At 59.5% G+C, this 26313-nt stretch carries 20 protein-coding genes; 9 read left to right on the top strand and 11 right to left on the bottom strand.

Features of this window, described 5'->3' with window-relative positions; translation table 11 throughout:
• Nucleotides 1–455: 455 nt before the first annotated feature.
• Nucleotides 456–1442 (bottom strand): NAD(P)-dependent oxidoreductase, encoded by a 987-nt coding sequence (locus tag ACR6AS_RS05270; protein WP_255562732.1) that lies wholly within the window; start codon nt 1440–1442, stop codon nt 456–458.
• Between the two features lie 69 nt (nt 1443–1511).
• On the opposite strand from ACR6AS_RS05270, the gene pqqU reads away from it, so the two are divergent.
• Nucleotides 1512–3632: a TonB-dependent receptor PqqU gene (pqqU, locus tag ACR6AS_RS05265; protein WP_434161350.1), complete on the top strand. Its 2121-nt coding sequence runs from the start codon at nt 1512–1514 to the stop codon at nt 3630–3632.
• A gap of 309 nt (nt 3633–3941) precedes the next feature.
• Nucleotides 3942–6815 carry an autotransporter outer membrane beta-barrel domain-containing protein gene (locus ACR6AS_RS05260; RefSeq protein ID WP_434161348.1) on the top strand — a complete coding sequence of 958 codons (2874 nt, stop codon included), beginning with the start codon at nt 3942–3944 and terminating at the stop codon, nt 6813–6815.
• 82 nt (nt 6816–6897) lie between these two features.
• On the opposite strand, the gene ACR6AS_RS05255 is transcribed toward ACR6AS_RS05260, so the two are convergent.
• The 3 genes from ACR6AS_RS05255 to ACR6AS_RS05245 form a co-directional block, all read right to left on the bottom strand.
• Complete coding sequence (locus ACR6AS_RS05255; RefSeq protein ID WP_111142148.1) at nt 6898–7455, bottom strand: isochorismatase family protein; 558 nt, start codon at nt 7453–7455, stop codon at nt 6898–6900.
• Nucleotides 7456–7470: 15 nt separating this feature from the next.
• Nucleotides 7471–7896: a MarR family winged helix-turn-helix transcriptional regulator gene (locus tag ACR6AS_RS05250; protein ID WP_293769970.1), complete on the bottom strand. Its 426-nt coding sequence runs from the start codon at nt 7894–7896 to the stop codon at nt 7471–7473.
• A gap of 66 nt (nt 7897–7962) precedes the next feature.
• Complete coding sequence (locus ACR6AS_RS05245) at nt 7963–8520, bottom strand: helix-turn-helix domain-containing protein (protein WP_111142150.1); 558 nt, start codon at nt 8518–8520, stop codon at nt 7963–7965.
• Nucleotides 8521–8635: 115 nt separating this feature from the next.
• Here ACR6AS_RS05245 and ACR6AS_RS05240 point away from each other — a divergent pair, with 115 nt between their 5' ends.
• From ACR6AS_RS05240 to ACR6AS_RS05225, 4 genes are all read left to right on the top strand, one after another.
• Nucleotides 8636–9805 carry a benzoate/H(+) symporter BenE family transporter gene (locus ACR6AS_RS05240; protein ID WP_434161346.1) on the top strand — a complete coding sequence of 390 codons (1170 nt, stop codon included), beginning with the start codon at nt 8636–8638 and terminating at the stop codon, nt 9803–9805.
• 171 nt (nt 9806–9976) lie between these two features.
• Nucleotides 9977–11344 carry an SrfA family protein gene (locus ACR6AS_RS05235; RefSeq protein WP_367395473.1) on the top strand — a complete coding sequence of 456 codons (1368 nt, stop codon included), beginning with the start codon at nt 9977–9979 and terminating at the stop codon, nt 11342–11344.
• A 2-nt stretch (nt 11345–11346) separates the two neighbouring features.
• Nucleotides 11347–14310 carry a virulence factor SrfB gene (locus ACR6AS_RS05230; RefSeq protein WP_367395472.1) on the top strand — a complete coding sequence of 988 codons (2964 nt, stop codon included), beginning with the start codon at nt 11347–11349 and terminating at the stop codon, nt 14308–14310.
• Complete coding sequence (locus ACR6AS_RS05225) at nt 14307–16673, top strand: virulence factor SrfC family protein (protein WP_434161344.1); 2367 nt, start codon at nt 14307–14309, stop codon at nt 16671–16673. The genes ACR6AS_RS05230 and ACR6AS_RS05225 overlap by 4 nt, the downstream gene beginning before the upstream one ends.
• Here the strand turns inward: ACR6AS_RS05225 and ACR6AS_RS05220 are convergent.
• From ACR6AS_RS05220 to ACR6AS_RS05210, 3 genes are all read right to left on the bottom strand, one after another.
• A complete protein-coding gene (locus ACR6AS_RS05220; protein WP_111142027.1) occupies nt 16670–16933 on the bottom strand; it encodes a barstar family protein in 264 nt (87 codons plus the stop codon). The genes ACR6AS_RS05225 and ACR6AS_RS05220 overlap by 4 nt on opposite strands.
• A 2-nt stretch (nt 16934–16935) precedes the next feature.
• A complete protein-coding gene (locus ACR6AS_RS05215; RefSeq protein ID WP_111142028.1) occupies nt 16936–17370 on the bottom strand; it encodes a ribonuclease domain-containing protein in 435 nt (144 codons plus the stop codon).
• An 86-nt stretch (nt 17371–17456) separates the two neighbouring features.
• The gene (locus ACR6AS_RS05210) at nt 17457–17798 is read right to left on the bottom strand and encodes a helix-turn-helix domain-containing protein (RefSeq protein WP_009090299.1); all 342 of its coding nucleotides are present in this window, start codon (nt 17796–17798) and stop codon (nt 17457–17459) included.
• Nucleotides 17799–18102: 304 nt separating this feature from the next.
• On the opposite strand from ACR6AS_RS05210, the gene ACR6AS_RS05205 reads away from it, so the two are divergent.
• Both ACR6AS_RS05205 and oqxB read left to right on the top strand, forming a co-directional pair.
• A complete protein-coding gene (locus ACR6AS_RS05205; protein WP_293769957.1) occupies nt 18103–19257 on the top strand; it encodes an efflux RND transporter periplasmic adaptor subunit in 1155 nt (384 codons plus the stop codon).
• A gap of 12 nt (nt 19258–19269) precedes the next feature.
• A complete protein-coding gene (oqxB, locus tag ACR6AS_RS05200; RefSeq protein ID WP_434161341.1) occupies nt 19270–22422 on the top strand; it encodes a multidrug efflux RND transporter permease subunit OqxB in 3153 nt (1050 codons plus the stop codon).
• Between the two features lie 88 nt (nt 22423–22510).
• Here the strand turns inward: oqxB and ACR6AS_RS05195 are convergent, their stop codons facing one another.
• The 4 genes from ACR6AS_RS05195 to ACR6AS_RS05180 form a co-directional block, all read right to left on the bottom strand.
• Nucleotides 22511–22936, bottom strand: coding sequence for a type II toxin-antitoxin system HicB family antitoxin (locus ACR6AS_RS05195; protein WP_111140472.1), 426 nt, complete (start codon nt 22934–22936; stop codon nt 22511–22513).
• Between the two features lie 22 nt (nt 22937–22958).
• A complete protein-coding gene (locus tag ACR6AS_RS05190) occupies nt 22959–23141 on the bottom strand; it encodes a type II toxin-antitoxin system HicA family toxin (protein ID WP_111140473.1) in 183 nt (60 codons plus the stop codon).
• A 150-nt stretch (nt 23142–23291) separates the two neighbouring features.
• Complete coding sequence (locus tag ACR6AS_RS05185) at nt 23292–23786, bottom strand: RrF2 family transcriptional regulator (RefSeq protein ID WP_111140474.1); 495 nt, start codon at nt 23784–23786, stop codon at nt 23292–23294.
• Nucleotides 23787–23993: 207 nt separating this feature from the next.
• Nucleotides 23994–25178, bottom strand: a complete 1185-nt coding sequence (locus tag ACR6AS_RS05180) for an MFS transporter (protein ID WP_293769950.1) — start codon at nt 25176–25178, stop codon at nt 23994–23996.
• Nucleotides 25179–25376: 198 nt separating this feature from the next.
• Between ACR6AS_RS05180 and tus the strand changes: the two genes are divergently transcribed.
• Complete coding sequence (tus, locus tag ACR6AS_RS05175) at nt 25377–26306, top strand: DNA replication terminus site-binding protein (protein WP_111140476.1); 930 nt, start codon at nt 25377–25379, stop codon at nt 26304–26306.
• The last annotated feature ends 7 nt before the right edge of the window (nt 26307–26313 follow it).

Genomic DNA, 26313 nt, shown 5'->3' with positions numbered 1-26313 from the left:
ATTTTTTATTAATTTAAACAAAAAAAAGCAAATTCGCTTTTTTAGCTATCCTAATCCTGCTTATTCTTTTTTCAGTGATAACAACCTGACAGTAAGCAACTGGATGATAATTTTCTCACGTTTGTGGATGTCCGCTGGCCTTTGCTACCTTATAACGGCATTAACTGTTTTAATTTTGAGCATTATACGGTGACATCTGAAAGGCTCGCGATCCCATAATAAGCCCACAAAGTGGGCGTATTACTTGAACGATACTCACAATCTCCAGCCCCCGATCTGACATCCAGGTGCTGGCCTGAGCACCTCCCCGGCCATATGAGCTTTCGTAAAAATACCTGTTAAACGCGTGACAGGAGCGAAAACTTTACGATAATGCCAGGGTTCGCTGGCACCGTGCGGATAATCGTGCGCCAGCGGCACCAGCGGACGCGACTGAAACGCAATGGGTTGCTGGCTCATTGCGCCCCAAGGTAGCGGTAGATCACCGCCAGATCCTCTTCACCGTGTCCGGCCTCCACCGCCTGCTCCCAGAGCCGGGCAATGTTGTCCAGCGCCGGCAGCGGGGTCTCTGCCGCATCCAGCGCCAGCCGCGCATCCTTCAGCGCCCAGACCAGATGCATCTGCGGCGTGTAGTCGTCGCTGGCAATCATGCCGAGCTTCATTTTCGCATAAGGCGCCGCCAGCGGTCCGCCCTCCAGCACCTGCCAGAGATCGTCGGTGGAGAAGCCAAACTGATCCGCCAGCCGGGTACTCTCTGCCAGACTCTGCATCAGGCCAATCAGCCAGCTGTTGATCACCAGCTTCATCCGGGTGCTTTTACCCGCTTCGCCCAGCCACTTCGTGCCTTTACTGATGGCGGCGAACACCGTTTCTGCCGCCTGCGCCCGGCTCTGATCACCGCTGGCCAGCACCAGGATCTGCGCGTTCTCCGCAGGCGCTTTGGTGCCGGAAACCGGGGCGTCGATGAGCAGCAGGTCCGGGCGCTGTTCGGCGAAAAAGGCGATCAGCGCGTCGGTTTTTTCAACCCCTATGGTACCCATCTGGCACAGGGTTGCCCCCTGTTTAAAGGCCGCTTTCGCCTGATGCAGCACCTGCTCTGTGGTGTCGCCGTCGGCAAGCATGGCGATCACCACATCCGCATCACGCACCGCCTCTTCCGGCGAATCAGCCAGCGTTAAACCAGCCTCCAGCAGATCCTCGCCGCGTGCGCGGGTGCGGTTCCAGCCGTTAACGCGAAAGCCTTTTTTCAGCAGGTTGGCAGCAAATGCGTGCCCCATTGCGCCTAATCCCAGAACCGCGACTTCAGGTTGTTTCATGCTGACTCCCGTAAGTTGTCTCTCTGCATCCGGGCAAATCGGACGCGTGATTACTGCAAACGATGGATTCCAGCCTGGCGGTAAACGGTAAAAAAATCCAGCCCGAAACGGTATACCCCGGCGCATCAAACCCTTACCATACGCGGCGATTGTTCCGGCTGGTTCATTACCGCTCTCTTTTTCAGGCCATTCATAATGAAAATAATTTCTCTGCGACGGGCAACGCTGCTGATGCTGCCCGCACTCTTACCGCTGTCGCTGCAGGCGGCGGATGACAACAATACCCTGGTCGTCACGGCTGCCCCGCCGGAAAACGGGCTTAACGAACTCGACACCCCGGCGGCCCTGAGCGTGGTCAGCGGCGAGGATATGCGTCAGGCTGCACCACGCGTCAACCTGTCGGAAAACCTCAGCGGTGTGCCGGGCCTGCAGATACAGAACCGGCAGAACTATGCGCAGGATCTGCAACTGTCGATGCGCGGCTTTGGCTCGCGTTCAACCTATGGCGTGCGCGGTTTACGCATCTACGTTGATGGCATCCCGGCCACCATGCCGGATGGTCAGGCGCAGACCTCCAATATCGACATCGGCTCAATCGATCACGTTGAAGTCCTGCGCGGCCCCTTCTCTGCGCTCTATGGCAACGCCTCAGGCGGCGTCATCAACGTGACGACTCAGCAGGGTCAGCAGCCCCCCACACTCGAATACAGCAGCTGGTACGGCAGCTATGGCAGCTGGCGCAACAGCATCAAAGCCAGCGGCGCGACGGGCGATGGCAGCCACGCCGGCGATGTGAACTACACTGTGTCGGCTTCACGCTTTACCACGCACGGCTATCGGGACCACAGCGCGGCGCAGAAGAACCTCGGCAATGCCCGGCTCGGCGTGCGGATCGATGATGTCAGCACCCTGACGCTACTGTTTAACAGCGTTCACATCGACGCGCAGGATCCGGGCGGATTAACCGAGGCGCAGTGGCGGGACAACCCGCGCCAGGTGGTCAGTAACGTTTCGCTCTACAACACCCGCAAGACGGTGGATCAGACCCAGGGCGGCCTGCGTTATCAGCGCCAGATGAGTGAGAACGACGACCTCAGCGTGATGCTCTACGCGGGGATGCGGGAAACCACGCAGTTCCAGTCGATTCCCGCCGCGGTTCAGCGCAATCCTGCGCATCCCGGAGGCGTGATCGCCCTGACCCGTCACTATCAGGGTGTCGATAGCCGCTGGACCCATCGCGATACGCTGCTGTCGATTCCGGTGGCACTGACCGCAGGGCTCGATTACGAAACCATGAGCGAACGGCGTAAAGGCTATGAAAACTTTACCGTCAGCAACGGAGTGACGCAGTTGGGCGAACAGGGCAACCTGCGCCGCAACGAGCGCAACCTGATGTGGACGCTGGACCCCTATCTCCAGACCGGCTGGCAGCTGACGGACAAACTATCGCTGGATGCCGGCGTGCGTTTCAGTACCGTGAACTTTGACTCCAATGACTTCTATATCCGGCCCGGAAACGGCGACGACAGCGGCGAGGCGCGCTACCACAAGTGGCTGCCCGCTGCGGCGCTAAAGTACGCCTTTGATCCCAGCTGGAATGCGTGGATCTCCGCCGGACGCGGCTTTGAGACCCCGACCATCAACGAGCTCTCTTACCGCTCAGACAACGCCACAGGCCTGAATCTGGGTCTGAAACCCGCCACCAGCGACACGCTGGAAATGGGCAGCAAGAAACGTATCGGCAACGGGCTGATCAGTGCGGCGCTGTTCCAGACCGACACCCGCGATGAGATTGTGTCGGATGCCAGCAGCGGCGGACGGACGACCTATAAGAATGCCGGTCAGACCCGCCGTCGCGGCCTGGAGCTAAGCCTGGATCAGCAGTTTGCCTGGGACTGGCGACTGAAGATGGCCTACACCCTGCTGGATGCGCGTTATCGCAGCAACGCCTGCGGCAGCGAGAGCTGTGACGGCAACCGGATCCCCGGCATCGCCCGCAACATGGTTTACGCCGGACTGGGTTATCTGCCGGAAACGGGTTTTTACGCGGGCAGCGAGGTGCGTTATCTGAGCCAGATTGCCGCGGAAGATCAGAACCGGGTCAATACCCCCTCCTATACCGTTGCCGCACTGAACAGTGGTTACAAATGGCAGGTTGAGAACTGGACGCTGGATCTGTATGGACGGGTCGATAACCTGTTTGACCGGCACTATGCAGGTTCTGTGATTGTGAATGAAAGTAATGGTCGCTACTTCGAATCCGCGCCTGGCCGCAATTACAGCCTGGGTGCGACATTAGGTTACGCGTTCCGTTAATAAATGAGCGGGTTAATCTTAACCCGCCTCATTTAATTTCTGATAGTACCGCTCAGGCCCGAAGACTATTTACTCTAAACATCATTCCCGGAATACCCCCTGTTTTAACGTCGCAACGCATTCAATTAACTACCCCTTCAAATTCACTCTCTTTTTGGAATAAAAAGAGAGCAAGGCCGCGCTTAAAGTCGCAGGCGCTGGCTTTTTTCCTGATAAATTATCGTCAATTTAAACCCCCGGTTCAGGCTTAACAAAACAAACCTGAACAGCATCATTACTGACGAAAAATATAAACAGGGAAGAATAAAAATGAAAAAACCAGCCTTAATAAAAAGATATCATTTAACGCCACTGGCTCTCGTTACAGGTTTAATTATCAGCGGGTCGACAATGGGAGAAAATATTGGCAGCCAGTATGGCACTGATATCAGGATGAATGACGGTGATACGCTGACGGGCGATGAACGCTATTCCGGCGGTTTGTATGGAATAATTAACCCCTATCCGGACACTGGCGTTATCGAACTGGGAAAAAATTCAGTAATAAATGTCACAGATGAAGAAAATTATGCGCGCGGCATCATGATCTGGGGAAGAAAAAGCGTGCTGAACGCAGATGGTCTCACCCTGAATGTGCTGGGTAATAAGGCGAGCGGTCTGGCTCTCACGGGCAGCAGCGTGACGGCTGATCTGGGCAGCGGGAGCCAAATCACTGTGACCGGGATTGAGTCTGAATATCCGGCAGCCTACGGAATCAGCCTGCGAGAGGGTTCTTCACTTCAGGCAAACGCGCTTTCGGTGACTACCCACGGAGGAAACGGAGCAGCCCTCTCGATTTCCAACCCCGGAACCCATGCTGATTTGGGCAGTAACAGCATCCTCTCTACCTACGGCGATCGCAGCGGTGGTATTAATATCGATTCATTAAACGGCACACCCTCTGACAATCCCACCTGGCTCAGGGCTAATAAACTGACGGTTACCACCCGGGGCGATTTCTCGTACGGCCTCGAACTTCAGGCGAAAACAGACGTCGACTTAGGTTCAGGGACGCAGATTACTACGTCTGGCGAGAGCTCAACCGGCATCTGGAGTTTTGGTAATCTCACCGCAGATAATCTGACGCTCACCACATCGGGAAAGGAGGCTATCGCTCTGGAAGTCCGGGGGGATGGCGTCACCAATATTGGCGCTGACAGCCACGTCAGTTCTGCACTTGCCGGAGGCGTTGTTGCCAGTGGCACTCATGCCGTCATTAACTTTAAGGGGACAGCGGATAAACGGAATACTATTTCGTCGGGTGGTTCATATGCCGCTTCAGCCCAGACTGTCTCTTCTTTTGTGAATCTGGATGAGACCGATATCTCCGCAAAAAATGTGGGACTCTGGTCCCTGCTCGGTGGCCACATTACGGGCAATAATCTTTCTATCAGCAGCCAATCAACCATAGGGGCTGTATTTGCACAGGCCGATGGCACCGTCGACCTGACCGGTAATCTGACGATTAAAATGCCTTCAGCCAGTTCGTTTGCTCTGACGACGAAATACAATCCGGGCTATGCACCCGGCCATATAAATGTTAACGCCCGAACAGAGATGACTGGCTCTGTTAATTCGAATGGCGGCCAGATTGACCTCTATTTACAGCCAGGTTCTCTCTGGGAAGGCGCGGCGTTTAGCGACAATATTAACGGGGGTTATTTAAATGCAACCCTGGATAACAGTGTCTGGTATGTCAGTGACAATTCAAATCTGGACGCTTTAACACTGAACAACAGCAACGTTGATTTTACGCGGGCGGCCTCTTCCCCGGGCTATACAACGTTGAGCGTGGCCGATTTGCAGGGTAGTGGTCATTTTAACATGCGCGTTAATCTGGTTGGTGAGGGTGCGGGAGTCAATAATAACGGCGACAAACTGATCGTGACGAAAAGTAGCGCCGGTGACTATACCCTCTCTTTTCTGAATCAGGGTTCGCTGGCCACCACCGGTGATGAACAGTTAACTGTTGTCGAGACAGCCGACGGTGTCGCGAATTTTTCTTCCGATTCTGATGTCGAGTTAGGCGGCTATCTTTATTCCGTGCGTAAATCGGGGACAGACTGGGTTCTCGCATCTTCCGGCTCAGCGCCTGTGCCTGCGCCAGAACCAGCCCCAGAGCCTGCGCCGGAACCTGCCCCAGAGCCTGCACCAGCACCTCAGCCTGCGCCAGAGCCTGCGCCAGAACCAGCGCCTCAGCCTGCGCCTGAAATAAATAAACCGGACAAAACCCTGACAACTACCGCCGACGCGGGGGGTAACTTCCTGCATATCGGCTATCTGCTGAATTATGTCGAAACACAGACACTGCTTCAGCGTCTGGGGGATATTCGCCAGAACAATGCCCACGGTAATGTCTGGTTGCGCGGCACAGGCGGGAAGCTGGACGCCTTCTCTGGCGGAAGACTCAGCGGTTTTGCCATAAGTTATAACGGGTTTCAGTTTGGGGTCGATAAAAACCTGACCGAAGATGAAAACCTGCGGGTCGGTGCGTTTATGGGCGTCACCCATGCTTCACCACACTATCGGGGTGGTGAGGGTACAACCCGATCTGAAAGCGTTGGGGGATATCTCACCTGGGCAACCGATGAGGGTTTCTACATCGATCAGGTTGTGAAAATCAATCGCCTGAGCAATCAGTTTAATGTCAAAGACAGCCAGCAGAATCGTGTTTCCGCCCAGGCAAAATCCACCGGTATCAGCGCGTCTGTCGAAGCCGGGAAACGCTTTACCTTCTCCCCGGATCGTCAGGGTTTCTATCTGGAACCTCAGGCACAGGTTACGGCAGGTCGTCAGAAAGGCGCCCAGACACGGGCAAACAATGGTCTGGTTATCGCTTACAAAGATACTCACTCCGTGATGGGACGCGTCAGTGTACTGGCTGGATTCAGCCAGCAGCACCAGGGGGTTAATTACAATCTGTATGCCAAAACCGGTATGGTGCGCGAGTTCTCCGGCAGCATGAACTACACCCTGAATGGCTCCAAAGAGAAGAGTGATTTTGGCGGCAACGGATGGAACAACGGATTAGGCATCAGTGCCAGCCTGCACAATACCCATAACTTTTATCTGGAGGCCGACCTGACAACCGGCCAGCGGTTCAATCAGCGTCAGATCAATGCCGGTTATCGTTTCAGCTTCTGAAACCGGTGACTGAAGTCAGCTCTGTCTGTCCTGCCATGATGAATGGCAGGACAGTTTTTTTGCAGCGCAGATCGCGCAGACGTTAAGCCGTTTGCAGGCGCGCCACAATCTCTTCACTGCTGCCGGTTTCACCCAGGCGCGGGAAGATCAGGCTGATGCTGTTGTGGTGGGTATCGGCGTTGAGATCGGTCATCGCATCGGTGGCAAGCGTGACGTTGTAACCTAATTCATAGGCCTGACGGGCAGTAGACTCTACGCCTATGCTGGTCGCAATTCCGCAAATCACTACCTGCGTGACGCCCCGCGCCTGCAGCTCATCATGCAACGACGTGCCGTGAAACGCACCCCAGGTTCTCTTCGTCACGGTCAGATCGGCCTGCTGAGGCGTCATTGCCGGAACCAGTGTAGCCCAGTCGGCTGGCAGTTCGCCGCTGTGGCCTCCCTGCTCAGTGCGACCTGGTGCCGCACCGGCCACGTTCACAAGCACCACCGGCAACTGATGCGCGCGGAAGGCCTCTGCCAGTGCGGCACAACGTTCGATTACCGGCTCGGGTGCATGCACCAGCGGCAGCGCCACGATGCCATGTTGCAGGTCGATAACAATCAGTGCAGTTTTTGCATCAAGTGTGGTTACAGCCATCTTGGATCCTCAGGGTTAATCGTCAGCGAGTCGTTGCAGCAGAGGGAGAATGTCGATCAGTTGCTGCTGTTCTGGCGGACTCAGCCGGGCCTCCAGCCTCCGCACCAGCCAGTCTTCACGCATCGCCCGGCTCGACGTAATGACCGCAAGGCTTGCAGGCGTAGGAAAATAACAGGTCTTGCGGCCATCATGGGGATCGGGCTCGCCTGTCACCAGGCCCGCCGCCAGTAAACCGGCTACGGTCGCGCCCATTGACTGGGTCCGCACGCCCTCAGCCGCCGCCAGTTGCGTCACTGTCATGGCTCCGTCGCGCACCAGATGGCCCAGCACCGCCACCTGTGACCAGGTCAGCTCACCGGGCGGTGCCGACTCGCGCAGGCGGCGCGCCAGCTTACCTGTCAGCATACGCAGCGTGGCAGCAGAATCCGTCAGATCGCTCATTGTCCCTCTCTGTTAATCAGCAAAAGTATAGAGATACGAAGGTAAACTGTGTAGTTTGCGCCCGTATCAATTTGTAACGTCGGGGCGGTAGGGATAGTGAATCAGGCTGTGAAAGCGCAGCGGCGTACTGAGCGGATTGCGGTAGCTGTGCGGCACATCGGCTCCGAAGCGGAACGCTTCACCTGCGAGCAGACGTCGCCAGACCTCCCCAACCGCCAGCAGCAGTTCGCCCTCAATGACCACCACCTGCTCCACGCAGCCCGCTTCATGGGGCGACGAGTGGCTCTGCGCACCCGCAGCCAACTCCACCGCCAGCAGTTCAAACCGGAGCTGTGGATCGTAGGGCAGCAAGGGCCGCACAGCCATCCCGGCGTCAGGCTGACTGAACCCTGGCGCGGTGCCAGAGGCCGTCACCCGGGAGTCGATAAAAAACGAAAAAGGAACGTTAAATCCGGTGGCGATCTTCCAGAGCGTGGCAATGGTAGGACTCGACTCACCGCGCTCAATCTGCCCCAGCATCGCCTTACTGACGCCGGTCCGCTCCGCCGTGAGCGTCAGACTCCAGCCGTTGGCCTGACGCAACTGCCTGAGCGCCTCGCTCAGGTGTTGCTGAAAATCCGCCATTCTGACTCCTGTTTGCCAGCGTTGTAAAAGAGAGGCTGGCAGTGTAACACTTGTGCGTTATAGCGCACCATGCCATCATGTGCGTTATAGCGTACAACCTGCTGAGAGGGCATGTATGAGAACGGATCAGGCCCCTTTTACCCTGCCGATGCTGGTTTCCGGCTTTGTTGCGGTGCTGGTCGGCTACAGCAGTAGCGGCGCAATTATCTACCAGATGTTTCAGGCGGCAGGGGCTACACCCGCGCAGATCGGCGGCTGGCTGTCAGTGCTTGGACTCGCGCAGGGGATCGTCTCTCTGGGTCTGTCGCTGCGCTACCGCATGCCGGTGCTCGCTGCCTGGTCAACGCCAGGAGCCGCACTGCTGGCGACCAGTTTTCACGGCGTTACGCTGAATGAGGCGGTCGGGGTCTTTGTCTTCGCCAACCTGCTAATCGTCTTCTGCGGCGTAACCGGCCTCTTTGCCCGTCTGATGAACCATATCCCCGCCTCGCTGGCGGCGGCAATGCTGGCAGGTATCCTGCTGCGCTTCGGGCTGCAGACCTTTGCCGACCTACAGAGCAACTTCCTCTTATGCGGCAGCATGTGCCTGGCCTGGCTGCTGGCCCGCCGCTGGCTGGCCCGCTACGCCATCCTGGTGACGCTGCTGGCAGGCATTGTGGTCGCCCTGGCGCAACAGGCCATCCACTTTCCGCCGCACGCGGTCAGGCTGGCGCTGCCGGAGCCGATCATGCCGCACTTTACGCTCCCCCTGCTGCTGGGCACGGCTCTGCCCTATTTTCTGGTGACGATGGCGTCGCAGAATGCCCCCGGCATTGCGACCCTGCAGGCGTACGGCTATCGTCCGCCTGTCTCTGCCCTGATGACCCGGACCGGGCTCACTGCGCTGCTGCTGTCGCCATTTGGCGGGTTTTCAGTCTGTGTCGCTGCGATCACCGCCGCCATCTGCATGAGCGAGGAAGTGGACCCCGACCCACAGAAACGCTGGCGGGCGGCAGCACTGGCCGGAGCGTTTTATCTGCTGGCCGGGGCGTCAGGCGCGCTGATCGCCGTGCTGTTCAGCGCCCTGCCTGCGGTGCTGATCGAGGCACTCGCCGGTCTGGCTCTGCTGGCTACCCTGGGCGGCAGCCTGCAGCGGGCGCTGGAACAGCCAGCCGAGCGCGACAGCGCGCTGATCACCTTTCTGATCACCGCGTCGGGCGTGTCGCTGCTGGGCATCGGACCCGCTTTCTGGGGGCTGACGGGAGGTGCTCTCGCTCACCTGCTGCTGGTGCGCAAAACGGGCTGAAGATCGCATTGTGACTGAAATTTCGATTATTTTTACGCCAGCCCGTGAAAAAAACAGTGGATTTAGCCCCTTTTCTGCCGTTTGATTTGTCATTGCCCGGCGTAAAATCAATTTAATCGTCGATAACACGCGATTTTCTGCCTCAGACAACGACCGATAAGGGCCCAACAGGTGGCAAAAACTTTTCTGCGCAGCGGTAAACTGGATGCTGTTCTGGCGCTAGGTGAAAACGGCCAGCCGGTCTACGCCTCAGCACTGCAAATTCGTGAAACGCTGCGTCTGCGCCGTCAGAGCGCACTGGCAGATTGCCTGGCGATCCCGCAGGCCAATGAACGGGGCGACCGCCTCGACTGGTACGCCCCTTTCAGCGGCCGGGTGAAATCCTGGCTGGGCGCGAGCGATCATGAACGTCGGGCAGCCCTGCAACAGCTCACCGCCTGCCAGCAGGATATGCAGGATCTCAGCACGCGCGCGCGCGCGGCAGAGAACCCCTCCATGCGGCTGTTTGGTGCGCTGCTGAGCAAAACCCTGCAGTTTCCCGATCAGCAATATGTCTATCTGGTGGATGGCAAACCGGTTATCACCTTCTGGGGCTTTGTCGATGCCCAGGCACGCAGCCGCGATGATGCGCTGGCCTGCCTGCGCGACACGCTGGAGGAAAATCTGCCGGTCGCGCTGGTTGAGCCGCTGCCTGAGCAGCCTGCCGCGCCCGTGGTCGCTGAACCCGTCCTGATAGCGGAACCGGCACCTGAAGAAGTGGCGGAACCGCAGCCGGTGGTGCTGACCCCTGAACCGGTGCAGAACGTACCCGCTCCGGCCCGCCGCCGTTTCCGTATCTGGTATCTGCTGCCACCGGTGGCGATTGCGGCCGCCGTCACGGTAGCGGTGCTGCTGCATCGTCCCGCGTCCGAAACGCCGGCTGACAGTGCGACAGTCAGTGCGAAACCCACGGCGACTCCGGCTTCTGCGTCAGCACCGGCTTCTGCGCCAGCACCGGTCGCCTCCACGCCCGCTGTCGCCCCGCCTGCCGTGATGGCCGCTGCGGAAAAACTTCCCGAAACGCTGCCGCAGAAACCGGCCAGCGTCACAGCGGCTGAAGCCGCACCGGCCGCCTCATCTGCTACCCTTGCCAGTGTGGTCACGCCTGCGGTTCCGGCCCGGCCTGATGATCTGGTCGTCACACCGGATGCGGTGCGCGAAGGTCAGGTGCAGGTCATTGATGGACGCTGGCGCGTCACGATCGACCAGATGCCGACGCCAACCGGTAAACCGCCAGTGATGCGTTTCCAGTTTAAAAATGGCAAAGGCAGCGTGCAGGTCACCCAGGGCAACACCAGCTGCAAAGCGGATGTCAGCGCGGCCATGACCAGCGCCGGCAATCTGGTGATCGAAAGCCGCTACACGGCGAAGTGCCAGAACAGTTCGCGCTACCGTATGCCGCTGCTGGTCTGCCACGCGAGTATCGGTGCCGCAGTGTGTGAAGCGCAGTATGCAGAAGACCGGATCTTCCCGATGACGATTAAGCGTGAGAGTAAATAACGATGCTGGCTCCCCTGATCGATGACAAACAAAAAATTACGCTGATTGAAAACAGCGGCGTACAGTTTCTGGATTTCGGCCTGCAACTCTCCGCCACCCCGGCGCGCCGTCAGTTTGTGCGCCAGACAGCCAATGGCCCGCTGCTGCGCCTGCATGTTGACGGCAACAGCGGTAAGTTCCTGCTTTACCCGGAGGATGGTGGTGCAGCAGAAGTGGTGCGCCCGGAGTCCGATATCGCGCTGGCCGACTCGCTCACTCTCCTGTCCGCCTGCTGGCTGCCGCTGCCCATGCTGCGCTGTGCCAGCGGACGCCGTTTCATCGGCGGCCCTGAAAACTGGGCGCGGATGCGTCTGGTCGCCCTGCCCACGCCTGATGCGGCAGGCAACACCCATCGCGTCAGCCTGGCGTTCGACACCCGCTGTGTCGCGGAGCAGGATGGCGGTGAACAGCTCGGTCTGACTTCCGCCGACGCGCAGAATGGCGTGACCTTTGCGCTCGCCTGGCACAACTACGAACTGGGTGACTTTCTCGATCTCACCTGGGTTGACGGCTGGCTGCGGGAAACCTTTACCGATCGCGTCTCCGACCGCCGTGAACAGGCAATCAATCAGGCGCTTCGCGAGTTTGAATATCAGGCACACTATCTGAACCTGCTGGAGTTGCTGGGCGAGCAGCTCGACCTCAGCGAAATCTACATTCAGGCCGCCACGCTGCAGACCCCGGCCGTCAACGTCGACATCATTCTCGATGTCGGTAACTCCCATACCTGCGGCATCCTGGTAGAAGATCATCCCGAAGAGAGCAACGGGCTGAAGCAGACCTATGAACTGCAACTGCGCGATCTCTCCCAGCCGCATCAGGTTTACAACGAGCTGTTCGACAGCCGTCTGGAGTTTGCTGAAGCCCGCTTTGGCAAGGCGAACTTCTCGCTGGAGAGCGGGCGCGAGCAGGCCTTTATGTGGCCCTCTCTGACCCGCGTCGGACGTGAAGCAAGCCGTCTGGCGCTGCAGCGCGTGGGCCTGGAAGGCAGCACCGGCCTCTCCAGCCCGCGCCGCTATCTCTGGGATGAGGCGCGCTATCAGCCAGGCTGGCGCTTTAATACGCCGGGCGAACAGAGTGAGCCGCTGGCCTATGCCGCACCTTTTACTACTCTGCTCAACGACGAAGGCCAGCCGCTTTCGACGCTGTCGCCGGACGAGCGCCTGCCGGTCTTTTCACCCCACTACAGCCGCAGCTCACTGATGACTTTTATGCTGTGCGAACTGCTGGCGCAGGCGCTGATGCAGATGAACAGTGCTGCTCAGCGTCAGCGGATGCCGCAGAGCCACGCGCCGCGTCAGCTGCGCCATGTCATCCTGACGCTGCCTTCGGCGATGCCGAAACCGGAGCGCGAAATCTTCCGCCGCAGAATGCAGGAGGCGCTGGCGCTGGTCTGGAAAGCCGAAGGCTGGCTGACCGAAGAGGACGAGCTGGCCCCGGCACTGCCGCGTCAGAGCCCGAAACCGCTGCCGGATGTACAGATGGAGTGGGATGAGGCAACCTGCGGCCAGATGGTCTGGCTGTTTAACGAAACCCAGGTCAATTTTGCCGGTCGCGCCGAAGACTTTTTCAGCAGCATGGCACGCCCGGATCGCCCGCGCGAGGCGGACGAACTGCCAGGCAAAAGCCTGCGCATCGCTTCGATCGATATCGGCGGCGGCACCACCGATCTGGCAATTACCCAGTATCGTCTGGATGATGGTCAGGGCAACAACGTAAAAATCACGCCGCGACTGCTGTTCCGTGAAGGATTTAAGGTAGCGGGCGACGATATCCTGCTGGATGTGATTCAGCTGTGGATCCTCCCGGCGCTGCAGCAGCATCTGCAGAAAGCGGGCCTGACCCTGACCGATCCGCTGATGAACAAACTTTTTGGTCACGACAGCCGTATGGATGGTCAGGCTACGCTGCGCCAGCAGGTGACGTTACAGCTCTTTATTCCGCTGGCGCAGGCTGTGCTGGAGCGCTACGAGAACTGGGACCCGCTGGAGAGCCACGCCGAAATCAACGCGCTGTTTGGCGAGCTGGTCGGACAGGCGCCGGGCGACGCGGTCCTCGCCTTTGTCAACGGCGAGATCCAGCGCGAGCTGGGCGGTCACAGCCGCTTCGACCTGCTGCAGGTGCCGCTGGTAGTCAGCCTGTCGCAGCTGCACGGCGAATTTATGCAGCACCGCATGGCGATCATTCCGGCCCTGCGCTCAATGTGTGAAGTGGTTTCACTCTATCAGTGTGACGTGCTGCTGCTGACCGGGCGGCCGTCGCGCTTCCCCGGCATTCAGGCGCTGGTGCGTCATCTGCAGCCGCTGCCTGGCAGCCGTATTCTGTCACTGGAGGGCTATCACACCAGCGACTGGTATCCGTTTAACAAACATGGCCGCATCGATAACCCGAAATCGACCGCAGCGGTGGGCGCGATGCTCTGCCTGCTGGCGCTGGATCTGCGCCTCAGCAGCTTCTGGTTCCGCGCGGGCGACTTTGAGCCCTATTCGACGATCCGCTACCTGGGCATGCTCGACGAAAACCAGGCGCTGAGCGATGAGAATCTCTGCTACAGCGAAATTGACCTCGACGATCCGGGCTATGCGCTGGATAAAAAAAGCAGTTTCCGTATCCGCGGCAACGTCTGCCTGGGCTTCCGCCAGCTCGATAACGACCGCTGGCCCGCTTCGCCGCTCTACAGCCTGACGCTGAACGACGCCGCCCTGGCGCGTAAAGTGGCCGGGGAGAGCGTGCTGCGTATCCGTCTGGCGGTGAAAGCTGGCCCTGGCGCGACCGGCCCGGAAAACCTGGTGCTGAGCGATGCGCGTCTGGATGATGGCACCCGCGTGCCGCTGGAGCAGTTAAGTCTGAAGCTGAATACCCTGTCGGCCACCGGCAATGCCAATGCGCAATACTGGATTGACAGCGGGAGCGTATGTAAACGATGAAAGCCCTGAAACCCCGCCAGCCGCAGACGCTGGCAAAACGCCTTAACCTGCTGCAGGATGCCCTGAATCAGAGCCTGACCTGGATTGAAGAGAGCCGTGAGCAGTCGCCGCGTCTGGCGCTGGAAGCGGAAACCCTGACGCTGCAACTGCGTCAGGCGCGTGTGCAGACCCAGGCGCTGGCGCAGCAGGTGGCCCGTCCGGTAACGCTGGCGCTGTTTGGTCAGTCGCAGGCCGGGAAAGCCTGGCTGCTGAATGAGATGGTGGCTGATGCTCAGGGCCAGCTGATGACCCGTATGGGCGACAAGCAGCTGAGCTGGTTTCAGCATATCAATCCCGGCAACCTGGATTTTGCGACCGCGACCCGCTTCAGCCATCAGCGCGAGCCGCTATCCGGCGAGTGGCCGGTTGAACTGGCGCTGCTGAATGAGGCGGAGATCGTTCGGCTGATGGTCGCCTGTGCCGGTGAGAACGCGCCCGACACCGCGCAGATTGACAGCACGCTGCAGCGCCTGCAGCGCCATCGTCTGGCGACGCCGCTGGCGGGTCTGGAGGGCGATGCGCTGGTGACGCTCTGGTCATGGTGCCGTCGCCGTCCGCACTACGATGCCCGCCTTGACCGCCACTTCTGGCCGCAGGCGGTTGAACTGGCGCCCTGGCTGAGCGTGGACGATCGCGTCCAGCTCTTTTCGCTGCTCTGGCCTGCACAACCGGCCCTGAGCGAGATGCTGCGCAGCCTGCTGCATCTGCGTCATCAGCTGCGCAACAGCAGCCGTCTGCTCGCGCCTCTCAGCCTGCTCACCGATGCCTCACTGCTGCCGGCTGAGCAGCTGATCGTGCCTGCCAGTGAGCAGGATCCGCAGCAGCTGGTGGAAGTCTGCCCGCTGAACGGCAACCGCATCGGCAAGGCGCAGAATGTGCCGCTGGGCCTGCTGGCTCTGCTGACGCTGGAAGTGCTGGCACCGCTCTGCTCCACGCCGCGCACCGCGCTCTACGATGATGCCGACATGCTGGATCTGCCCGCGCCCGGCCAGCCCGCGGACGCGACCGTGCTGGACGACCGGCAGCGCCTGCGTCAGCAGGATCCGCTGCGGGCGCAGCTGCTGGAGCAGAAACGCGCGCTGCTGCCCGGCTTCTACGCCACCCGTCAGGCGATCGATCTGCTGCTGGTCTGCACCGCGGCCAGCCAGCGTCAGGATGCCAGCCTGGTGAGCGAGTCGCTGCGTGAATGGCAGCGTCAGCAGCCCGCGCAGGAGTCCGCCGGGAAACCGCGCCTGATCTGGGCCATCACCCCTTTCGATGCCCGTCATCAGCAGGTTAACGTGGATGAAGCCGTGCAGCGTCAGATGGGACAGCCCGGTCAGCACTGGGGATCGATGCTGGCGCTGGATCGCGCGGGTGTTGACCGCATGGCGAGCTGGTTACTGGATGAGATGCAGCCGGAAGCCCGCCGTGAGATGCTGCTGGCACAGCTGGCACAGATCCAGCATACCGTGGTTGAGCGCCGCTTACTGCCGTGGACCGAAGCGGAAGCCACGCCGGAACAGGCAGCCCGCAAACAGAATATCGCCGACACGCTGCTGAAGTGTCTGCAGCATCGTACCGGCCTGCATGGTGAGCTGCTGGAACGTCTGCAGCCGCCCCGCGAGGCACTGCGCCAGCTGTGGCTGAATCAGTCGGCCCTGCCTGGCAGCAAACCGGCCAATCTGCAGGCGCCGGAGAATCAGTTCGGAATCGGGTTTGAATTTGACCTGTTCAGCGAAAGCCCGGCCGAAGCACCGGCTCAGCCGCGTCAGAGTCTGCCGGGCGCGCAGCAGTTTCCGCGCCAGGTGATGCTGCTGTGGCTCGATCATCTGCGTCAGCTGCCGGAGAACCGCAGCCTGCTGGCGTTGCTGAATGTGGATAAAGCGACGATGGAGTGGCTGGTTGAGGAGCTGATCACGGCCGGATTCCGCACCGATATCGCGCAAAAACTGCAGCAGGCGCTGCATGAGCCTGACACGCAGAGCGTCAGTCATGAATCCCGTGCCGACCGTCAGGTGACGCGGGCGATGACGGTGCTGGGGGATTTCGTCGCCTGGCTCGGCTTTTTACAGCGCCCTGAAACTGAACGGCCCGCCAGCCGGGTGAATCGTGGTCAGGTGATCTTCTCACGTCCGCCTGCGCCCAGCGTCAGCTTCGGAGCCGGTCAGCGTCTGACCCGCCTCCCAGCCGCCCCGGCCAACCACACCGCCTACTACATTTACGACTGGCTGGTCGGGCTGAATCAGGTGATCATCGAGAACAACGGCTACACCGGCGGCGGCGACCTGCCGCGCACGGCGCGTGACGCGCTGGTTGCCCTGCTTAAGCCGCTGCGCGCCTAGTCGATAATCAGGCGCAGTTCGCCCTCCAGCGACTGCGCCGCCTCCTCCAGCAGCGCCAGCACCGGCGCTAAATCGGGCTGCTGCGCGTCAGCGTGCTGAAGCCGCAGCGTGGCAGGCAGCGCCATTCCGCCGGTCAGCCAGTCCCACAGCGCATCCAGATTATGACCAAAGGTCTCCGGGCAGCCGCTCTGCTCAGCAAACTGCTGATAAAAGGCGGCGCGTGTGGTGAGCTGACGCAGGTCGAAGGTCAGGCTGAGCATAATCAGGGTACCTGTCTGAAACTGCGGTAGTGGTCGGTCGAGAGAAACACCAGGCCATCGGAGGAGTAGACCAGCCGATCGGCATCGCGATGACCACAGCGATAGTTCACATCTGCCTCATACCACTGACGTCCGGCCCGCGTGGGCAGCCGTTTTTCACGGTTCGCAAAACGATCGCCGCCGATGGCTTTGCCGGGCAACACGTCACACAGGTTGCCTTTCTCCGGCTTCCAGCCACGCTTACGCGCGTCGTTTTTCGTCAGGTAGTAGTCCGGTAAATGCTGATGCTGCAGTACCCAGCGCGCGACCGTGCGGGCATCGGTCAGGGTAGCGATATCGGGCTGAGCGGGTGCTGAAACACGATTCAGCCAGGGTTTGAGGCCGTAGAAACAGACCGCGAGGACAAGGAAAAGTCCAATCCAGAGTTTTTTTGACATAATGGCATCCGTGACGACAGGATGCAGATGATACCAGTTTTACACGCAGAGAAAAGCGCGGGCCAGACAGGCTGGCCCTGGCGAGGTTATGCGGCGTGCGAGTCCCCGCTGTGTCGACGCCATGCACCGGGTGCGACACCATACTGACGTTTAAAGCTGCGATTAAAGGATTGCTGGGAGTCGAAGCCCAGGGAGATCGCTACGTTCAGGATCGGTTCGTCGGTGCTGGTCAGGCGGTCGGCTGATTTCTTCAGCTTTTTCACGCGGATGTACTCACCCAGTGGATAGCCCGTGTGCTCTTTGAACATGCGCTGCAGGTGCCACTTGGAGTAACCGGCGCGCTCTGAAACGGTATCCAGATCCAGACGTGCTTCGATGTTGTTATCAATCCAGTCGATTAAATCGTGAATAAAGGCGTCACTCATCATTCCAGTCTCTCCTGTTCGCCGTGGCGAAAAGTATTAGTATCAGTTGCAGTTACACTTAAGGGTGGCTGACTATGCCATTTAATGCAAGTTTTATTAGTACATTAAATGCCGCACTTTTTATGGGGATTTAACGCACACTGCTCAGGCTTTCATCGCCCCGCCGCGAACCGCACATAAAGTGTATCTCTTATTCTTGCAGTTGCCAGTCACGCCAGCCTACACTCACCGCGATTAATTGCAATATTAAAAGTTGCAAATATTGACCAGCTGGTCACCTGTTACCATTTATCGCGGAATGACAATAATGATTACGAACCGGGTTCGTCAGGGCTTGACCCTCTTTGGGATGATACTGCTCATCACGCAGCTCAGCGGCTGCGACAGGGGGGTTGCGCAAAACGCCCCGCCACCCCCGCCTGAAGTCAGCGCCGCACCGGTGCTGATTAAGCCGGTCAGCCAGTGGGACAACTTCAATGGCCGGGTGGAGGCAGTGCAGAGCGTGCAGCTGCGTCCGCGCGTTTCCGGCTACATTGAGTCGGTCAACTATCGCGAAGGCGATGAGGTTCGCAAAGGTCAGGTGCTGTTTACCATCGACGACCGGAGCTACCGCGCGGCGCTGGAGCAGGCCAAAGCGGAACTGGCCCGGGCGCGCAGCCAGGCAAATCTGGCCCGCAGCGAATCGGGTCGCAGCGAGAAGCTGATCGGCACCCAGGCGATCTCCCGCGAAGCCTGGGAACAGCGGCGCGCGGCGGCCAGTCAGGCGCAGGCGGATGTGCTGGCCGCCGAGGCGGCGGTCGATATGGCCCAGCTGAACCTGGACTTTACCCGCGTTACCGCCCCTATCGATGGCCGCGCCAGCCGCGCGATGATCACCCCCGGTAACCTGGTAACCGCAGGCGACAGCGCCAGTGTCCTGACCACGCTGGTGTCGCAGCAGCAGATGTATGTCTATTTCGATGTCGATGAGAACACCTTCCTGCACTATCAGGCGATGGCGCGTCAGGGCCAGCAGCGCCAGGCCCTGCCGGTTGAGATCGCGCTGGCCAGCGATCAGGGCTTCCCGCATCAGGGGAAAGTCGATTTCCTGGATAACCAGCTGACCGCCAGCACCGGCACTATCCGGATGCGCGCCCTGCTCGACAACCCGCAGCGTCAGTTTACGCCTGGCCTGTTTGCCCGTGTACGACTGCCCGGCAGCGCGCAGTTCGACGCGATGCTGGTTGATGACAAGGCGATCCTGACCGATCAGGATCGCAGGTATGTCTACGTGGTGGATGGCGAAGGCAAAGCGCAGCGGCGCGATATTCAGCCCGGCGCAATGGTGGAGGGTCTGCGCATCGTGAAATCGGGTCTGCAAGCCGGAGACCGGGTTATTGTCGCCGGTCTGCAGAAAGTTTTCATGCCGGGCATGCCCGTTACCGCTCAGCAGGTCGCCATGCGCGCGACAGCCGCTCACTAATCCGAGGCCGCTATGGACTTTTCCCGCTTTTTTATCGATCGGCCCATTTTTGCCGCGGTGCTGTCGATTCTGATCTTCGTCACCGGGATGATCGCCATCCCGCTGCTGCCGATCAGTGAGTATCCCGACGTTGTCCCGCCCAGCGTGCAGGTGCGTGCCGAGTACCCCGGCGCGAACCCGAAAGTGATCGCAGATTCTGTGGCGACGCCACTGGAAGAGGCAATCAACGGCGTCGAAAACATGATGTATATGAAGTCTGTCGCCGGTTCGGATGGCGTGCTGGTCACCACGGTGACTTTCCGTCCGGGCACCGATCCCGATCAGGCCCAGGTGCAGGTGCAGAACCGTGTTGCGCAGGCGGAAGCCCGCCTGCCGGAGGATGTGCGCCGGCTGGGGATCACGACCCAGAAGATGTCCCCGACGCTGACGCTGGTCGTTCACCTCTTCTCACCGGACAATACCTACGATTCGCTCTACCTGCGTAACTACGCCACGCTCAAGGTCAAAGATGAGCTGGCGCGCCTGCCGGGTGTGGGCCAGATCCAGATTTTCGGCGCGGGTGAGTATGCAATGCGCGTCTGGCTCGATCCCAATAAAGTGGCGGCGCGCGGCCTGACCGCCTCTGACGTGATTACCGCGATGCAGGAGCAGAACGTGCAGGTGTCTGCCGGTCAGCTGGGTGCGGAACCGCTGAAGAAACAGAGTGATTTTCTGCTGTCGATCAACACTCAGGGACGGCTGGAGAACGAGCAGCAGTTTGGCGACATCATCCTGAAAACCTCTGACGATGGTTCGCTGGTGCGACTGCGCGATGTGGCGCGCATTGAGATGGGTTCGGGCAGTTACGCCCTGCGCTCTCAGCTCAACAACAAAGATGCGGTCGGCATTGGTATCTTCCAGGCGCCCGGCGCGAATGCCATCGATCTCTCCAATGCGGTGCGCGCCAAAATGGATGAGCTGGCGACCCGCTTCCCCAGCGATGTGAAATGGGCCGCACCTTACGATCCGACGGTGTTTGTGCGCGACTCCATCAAGGCCGTGGTGCAGACCCTGCTGGAAGCGGTGATCCTGGTGGTGCTGGTCGTGATTCTTTTCCTGCAGACCTGGCGTGCCTCCATCATTCCGCTGCTGGCGGTGCCGGTGTCGGTGGTCGGGACCTTCAGCGTGCTCTATCTGCTCGGTTTCTCACTTAATACCCTGAGCCTGTTCGGGCTGGTGCTGGCCATCGGGATCGTGGTGGATGACGCCATTGTGGTGGTGGAGAACGTCGAACGTAACATTGAGATGGGGCTGTCACCGCGTGCCGCTGCGCATCAGGCAATGCGCGAAGTTTCCGGCCCCATCATCGCCATTGCGCTGGTGCTCTGCGCGGTGTTTGTGCCGATGGCGTTTCTGTCGGGCGTCACCGGGCAGTTCTATAAACAGTTCGCCACCACCATCGCGATCTCCACCGTGATTTCTGCGATTAACTCGCTGACGCTCTCGCCTGCGCTGGCGGCGATGCTGCTGAAAGGCCATGACGCGCCGAAAGATCGCCTGACGCGGATTATCGATGCGCTGTTCGGCTGGCTGTTCCGGCCGTTTAACCGCTTTTTCCAGCGCAGTGCGCATGGGTATGAATCGCTGGTTGGCCGCACGCTGCGTCGTCGCGGCGCGGTGTTCGCCGTCTATCTGCTGCTGCTGGCCGGGGCCGGGTTTATGTTCCATACCGTGCCGGGCGGCTTTATTCCGACGCAGGATAAGCTCTATCTGATTGGCGGCGTGAAGATGCCGGAAGGCTCCTCGCTGGCGCGCACCGATGAGGTGATTCGCAAGATGAGCGAAATCGGTATGCAGACCGACGGCGTCGCCTATGCGGTCGCCTTCCCCGGTCTGAATGCGCTGCAGTTTACCAATACGCCAAACAGCGGCACGGTCTTCTTTGGTCTGAAGCCCTTCAACGAGCGTAAACATACGGCGGCCGAGATTAACGCGGAGATCAATGCAAAGATTGCGCAAATCCAGCAGGGCTTTGGCTTCTCCATTATGCCACCGCCCATTCTGGGGCTGGGTCAGGGCTCGGGCTATTCGCTCTATGTGCAGGATCGGGCCGGTCTGGGCTATGGCGCATTGCAGACGGCGATCAATACGCTGTCGGGCAGTATCATGCAGACGCCGGGGATGCACTTCCCTATCTCCTCTTATCAGGCCAACGTTCCGCAGCTGGATGTTCAGGTCGATCGGGATAAAGCCAAAGCGCAGGGCGTGTCGCTGACCGCGCTGTTCAGCACGCTGCAGACCTATCTCGGCTCCTCATACGTAAATGACTTTAACCGCTTTGGCCGCACCTGGCGGGTGATGGCGCAGGCGGATGGGGAGTTCCGCGACAGCGTTGAGGATATCGCTAACCTGCGAACCCGCAATGACCGCGGCGAGATGGTGCCGATTGGCAGCATGGTCAACATCACCACCACCTACGGCCCCGATCCGGTGATCCGCTACAACGGCTACCCGGCGGCGGACCTGATCGGTGATGCCGACCCGCGCATCCTCTCCTCCGCGCAGGCGATGAGCCAGCTGGAAGCGATGTCCGGTCAGCTCCTGCCCAACGGCATGAACATCGAGTGGACCGACCTGAGTTATCAGCAGTCAACCCAGGGCAACACGGCGCTGATCGTCTTCCCGATGGCAGTGCTGCTGGCCTTCCTGGTGCTGGCTGCGCTCTATGAGAGCTGGACGCTGCCGCTGGCGGTGATCCTGATTGTGCCGATGACGCTGCTCTCTGCGCTGTTTGGCGTCTGGCTGACCGGCGGGGACAACAACGTCTTCGTGCAGGTCGGACTGGTGGTGCTGATGGGGCTGGCGTGTAAGAACGCGATTCTGATCGTCGAGTTCGCGCGGGAGCTGGAGATGCAGGGCAAAGGGATTGTGGACGCGGCGCTGGAAGCGTGTCGCCTGCGTCTGCGGCCCATCGTGATGACCTCCATCGCCTTTATCGCCGGCACGGTGCCGCTGATTCTGGGTGAAGGTGCGGGCGCCGAAGTACGTGGCGTGACCGGCATTACGGTCTTCTCCGGGATGCTCGGCGTGACGCTCTTCGGCCTGTTCCTGACGCCGGTGTTCTATGTCGCGCTGCGCAAGCTGGTGACGCGCCGGTCACGACAGGCGGAGTCAGCTGCGGCGTAAGCCGTCAGTGTTTAAAAAAGGCGATCGCAGGATCGCCCTTTTTTTGTCTGAGACACGCCTGACCGCCCTCCCGCGTGAAAGCGGTTCATCAGATGAGAATCTCAACCCGGGCTTTACGGCCCAGCTGCGCCAGCGCCAGTTCAACTTTTTCAACTTTTGACGAGTGCTCTACGTCAAGCAGTCGATCAACCTGTGGTCCATTTACACCCAGCTGGCGTGCCAGATCTGCCTTGCGGGTACCGGTTTCAATCATAGCGTTATACAGTGCCGCTTTCATCGCTACCAGGACAGGCACAGAAACGATGTACTCCCCCTGCTGCGCATCACTCGCTAACGGGATGGGACGACGGGCATCCATTTCCAGAGAGATAGCGGCTACCAGTCCATCTGCTGCCTCGGCCAGCGCTTCCTCAACGGTGTCGCCAACTGAATGCAGTAAGGGTAAATCGCGACATGACACCTCCCAGCTATCGGTTTTCAGGTCATGCGTTAATCTGACGGCATAGTTAAACATAGGGTGACCTCACTGATCAGGCTTACAGGCCCGGATCTTTTAGAATTTTCTTGCGCGTCCCTTCCGGCATTTCTTTCGCGCCATGATCCGGAAAGACAGACTGCCTGTCGCCTGAGAAGACTTTGAAATGGCTGCTTCCACTGCGGTGCTTAACCAGAATAGCGCCTTGCTGAATGAGCCAGCGCCTGAATTCACTGTACTTCATCGCGTTACCTCGCTCTGTCTAAAGCAAGATTAACACTAGTGATGCTTAAGGCAACATATATGTTTCATTTTATTGAGAGCAGGAGAGCAAGCAGGAAGGGTCCAAAGGCAGCGTGCAGCATGAATCCACGCCCATAAAAAAAGCCGCTCATCAGCGGCTTTTTTTGCAGAGCTCTTCACTCTCTTCGGGTTCAGGCTCCGGCACGGCGGTGCAGTTGCTGGTGTCGCGCTTTTTCAGCTCGTTCAGCGCGTCGGCCACGGTGCGTTTTGCCAGCACGTCCAGCGATGCCTGCTCGGCTTCGTCGGCGATCGATTTGAAGTACCAGCAGAGGTTGGCGCTGACCAGACAGCGTGGCGCCACATCGGGGCGCGCAGCCCAGATCTTTTTATCTTCAATCACCGAGACATAGATATCCCGCAGGGTTATTTCCGCTGCAGGCCGTCCCAGATGAATGGAACCGGTGCGGCCCAGCGTCGAGACGATGATGCCGTCACGGGTCAGCGGGACCATGAGTTTTCGTATGAAACTGGGATTCGCTTCCAGCCCGTAGGCCAGAATCGCGCTGGTAGAGCGTTTACCCATCTGCTCCGCCATCGCTACGCTCAGAACCATTTGCAAAGCTGTCGGGAAGCGGTAATCAAGCATTTCTTTATCCTGAGTTGCGGTGCATCTTATTGTTTTATTGCCGCATAAGTGAACAATCAATGAGCAATAAATATAACAAACACAGTTGCTTTTTTGAAGCAAACCCACGCTGACAAGGCACGTATTCACCAAAGGCAGAAGCCCGACCGCACAAGGTGCTTAGCCTGCTCACGCCCCCTTTTAATGCCTGGCGGGCGCGCAAAACGCTTAAACGGCCGGGACCGGGGCCACCGGTAATCGCCTCTTCAGCGCCATCACCAGCATCACGTTAATGATTGCTAAAGCGCAAAGCAACCATAGCGTGGCGGATGCGCCCATCTTTTCAAAGACATATCCGCCGATCAGCGGCGTCAGCGCCTGCCCCATCAGCGCCGGGCGGGCCATTTTACCCATCACGATGGCATAGGACTCTGGTTTGACCATCACCAGCGGTAACGTTCCGCGCACGATGGCGCGCAGGCCATTCCCGGCGCCGTAGAGTAACATGCTCAGCAGCGCCATCTGGGGCATCACCGCCAGCAACAGCAGCCCCAGCGCCACCAGTCCGACAGAAAAGAAGGTGGTGCGGATGGGATGGCTGCGTTTAAAGGCGATATCAACGAGACGGGACGCGACCTGGCACGGACCAAGCACCGCGCTGATCGCCAGCGCCGACGTCAGCGTATGGCCGCTCGCCTGCAGCAAGGTGATGAGCTGCACGGAGATCGCGGTCATGATCACCGAAGCCAGCGTGAAAATGGCGCACAGCAGCCAGAAGAGCACCGGCGCAAGCTCAGCCGAGGCGGGCGCAGTGTTGCGCCGTTTTACCGGCCGCTGAGCGTGGCTCGCCGGTAAGGCAAACAAAGTTGCAGGCAGGACGCAGACGACCATCATGCCTGCGATGATCAGCGATGCGCCCCGCCAGCCAAATCCGTGAATGAGCAAGGCCGTTCCCGGCCAGACCAGCGTGGTGCAGAAACCCGATATCAGCGTGATCCCCGTGATGGCGGACCGCGCCTGCGCGCCGTAGCAGGTGCCGAGCGTGGCAAACAGCGCGTCATAGAGGCCCATCGCCATCCCGACCCCAATCACGACCCAGGCAAACAGAAACTGCGGCAGCGCATGACTGCAGGCCATGATGACCAGCCCCACCGCCATCACTATCCCGCTCAGCGCCAGCATCATACGGCCTCCGGTGCAGGCGATAATCCTGCCTGCAAGCGGCGATAACAGCCCCGACACCAGAATCCCGGTGGAGAGCGCGCCATAAATCCACTGCTGTGACCAGCCGGTCTCCTCCGCGATTGGCGACGCCATCACCGCCATCAGATAGAAGGATCCGCCCCAGGAGAGGATCTGTATCCAGCCCAGGGTGATGATGGCGGCGACGCCGGGTTTGTTCGTCAGATTCACAGGCAATCTCATGGTTAGCAGGCGAACCGTTTTATAACATGTTCTGCGGTAAGCCAGAATGCGCGATCGCCTTTAACTGCCTCGCCAGGCAGGCCGCACGTTTTACTGATCAGCCCTACAGTATGTTGTAACTATAAAGGGCTTGCATCGCCGGCAGCCTTCTGCCACATTGTGGACGTTGTAACTATGGAGGTTAACATGACCCGCTACGACTTAGTGGCTGATATGCATCAGTGTGTCAACGACCTGGAACTGGCGCTGGGCGAACTGCGCCAGCAGATTGAAGCGCAGCCGCTGCTCATCGCCCGCGTGTTCAGCCTGCCGCCGGTGGTGAAAGGCCGTGAACATGAGGCAATTACCCGGATTGCCGTCGAACAGCATCTCGGCGAGCGCGCGCTGACGATGGCGCTGGACCACTACTGCCGCCTGTTTATGCAGCATCAGTCTGAACAGCTGAGCACCAAGGCCGCCGTACGCTTGCCGGGCGCCCTCTGCATCGAGTGCGACGCGGCGCAGGAAGCGGAGATCGGTGCGCTGGTAACGGTCATTAATCAGCTGAAAGCGCGGCTGGAGCAGCTGATTACGGTGGAGTCGGGCCTGCCGAGTGAAGCGCGCTTTGAGTTCGTCCACCAGCATCTGCGCGGGTTAATCACGCTGAACGCCTACCGCACCATCACCCTGCTCAGCGCACCGGACAGCCTGCGCTTCGGCTGGGCGAATAAACACATTATCAAGAATCTTAAACGCGAAGAGGTGATCGCCCAGCTGGAAAAAAGCCTGAAAGCGGGACGCGCTCAGGCCCCCTGGTCACGCGAACAGTGGGCAGAAAAAGTGCAGGAGGAGCTGGCCAGCGTGCGCGCCCTGCCCGACTCGGCACGGCTCAAAATCAAACGTCCGGTGAAAGTCCAGCCGGTAGCGCGCGTCTGGCGTGCCGATGAGCAAAAACAGACGCAGCTGGCGTGCCCGTCACCCATTCTGGTGATCTGCCGCGACCGCAGTCAGGTGCCGGTGCTCGGCGAGTTGCTAAATTATGATGCGGATAACATCACCCATCGTCACAAGCCCGCCGCTGAACCGCTGAATCTGCTGATCCCCAGACTGCATCTGTGGGTGGACTGCCCGATATAATGCAGAG

The sequence above is a fragment of the Pantoea phosphatilytica genome (assembly GCF_051025615.1).
In the GTDB taxonomy this organism is placed as follows: domain Bacteria; phylum Pseudomonadota; class Gammaproteobacteria; order Enterobacterales; family Enterobacteriaceae; genus Pantoea.
Note: the sequence above shows the minus strand (reverse complement) of the source record. Positions and strands in the feature narration are given on the sequence as shown.

Coding starts and splice junctions, on each gene's coding strand:
- oqxB (WP_434161341.1), top strand. CDS start 19,270: ATGGACTTTTCCCGCTTTTTTATCGATCGGCCCATTTTTGCCGCGGTG.
- ACR6AS_RS05245 (WP_111142150.1), bottom strand. CDS start 8,520: ATGGCGGATTTTCAGCAACACCTGAGCGAGGCGCTCAGGCAGTTGCGT.
- tus (WP_111140476.1), top strand. CDS start 25,377: ATGACCCGCTACGACTTAGTGGCTGATATGCATCAGTGTGTCAACGAC.
- ACR6AS_RS05195 (WP_111140472.1), bottom strand. CDS start 22,936: ATGTTTAACTATGCCGTCAGATTAACGCATGACCTGAAAACCGATAGC.
- ACR6AS_RS05230 (WP_367395472.1), top strand. CDS start 11,347: ATGCTGGCTCCCCTGATCGATGACAAACAAAAAATTACGCTGATTGAA.
- ACR6AS_RS05255 (WP_111142148.1), bottom strand. CDS start 7,455: ATGGCTGTAACCACACTTGATGCAAAAACTGCACTGATTGTTATCGAC.
- ACR6AS_RS05240 (WP_434161346.1), top strand. CDS start 8,636: ATGAGAACGGATCAGGCCCCTTTTACCCTGCCGATGCTGGTTTCCGGC.
- ACR6AS_RS05185 (WP_111140474.1), bottom strand. CDS start 23,786: ATGCTTGATTACCGCTTCCCGACAGCTTTGCAAATGGTTCTGAGCGTA.
- ACR6AS_RS05190 (WP_111140473.1), bottom strand. CDS start 23,141: ATGAAGTACAGTGAATTCAGGCGCTGGCTCATTCAGCAAGGCGCTATT.
- ACR6AS_RS05225 (WP_434161344.1), top strand. CDS start 14,307: ATGAAAGCCCTGAAACCCCGCCAGCCGCAGACGCTGGCAAAACGCCTT.
- ACR6AS_RS05250 (WP_293769970.1), bottom strand. CDS start 7,896: ATGAGCGATCTGACGGATTCTGCTGCCACGCTGCGTATGCTGACAGGT.
- ACR6AS_RS05220 (WP_111142027.1), bottom strand. CDS start 16,933: ATGCTCAGCCTGACCTTCGACCTGCGTCAGCTCACCACACGCGCCGCC.
- ACR6AS_RS05215 (WP_111142028.1), bottom strand. CDS start 17,370: ATGTCAAAAAAACTCTGGATTGGACTTTTCCTTGTCCTCGCGGTCTGT.
- ACR6AS_RS05210 (WP_009090299.1), bottom strand. CDS start 17,798: ATGATGAGTGACGCCTTTATTCACGATTTAATCGACTGGATTGATAAC.
- ACR6AS_RS05205 (WP_293769957.1), top strand. CDS start 18,103: ATGATTACGAACCGGGTTCGTCAGGGCTTGACCCTCTTTGGGATGATA.
- ACR6AS_RS05260 (WP_434161348.1), top strand. CDS start 3,942: ATGAAAAAACCAGCCTTAATAAAAAGATATCATTTAACGCCACTGGCT.
- ACR6AS_RS05270 (WP_255562732.1), bottom strand. CDS start 1,442: ATGCGCCGGGGTATACCGTTTCGGGCTGGATTTTTTTACCGTTTACCG.
- pqqU (WP_434161350.1), top strand. CDS start 1,512: ATGAAAATAATTTCTCTGCGACGGGCAACGCTGCTGATGCTGCCCGCA.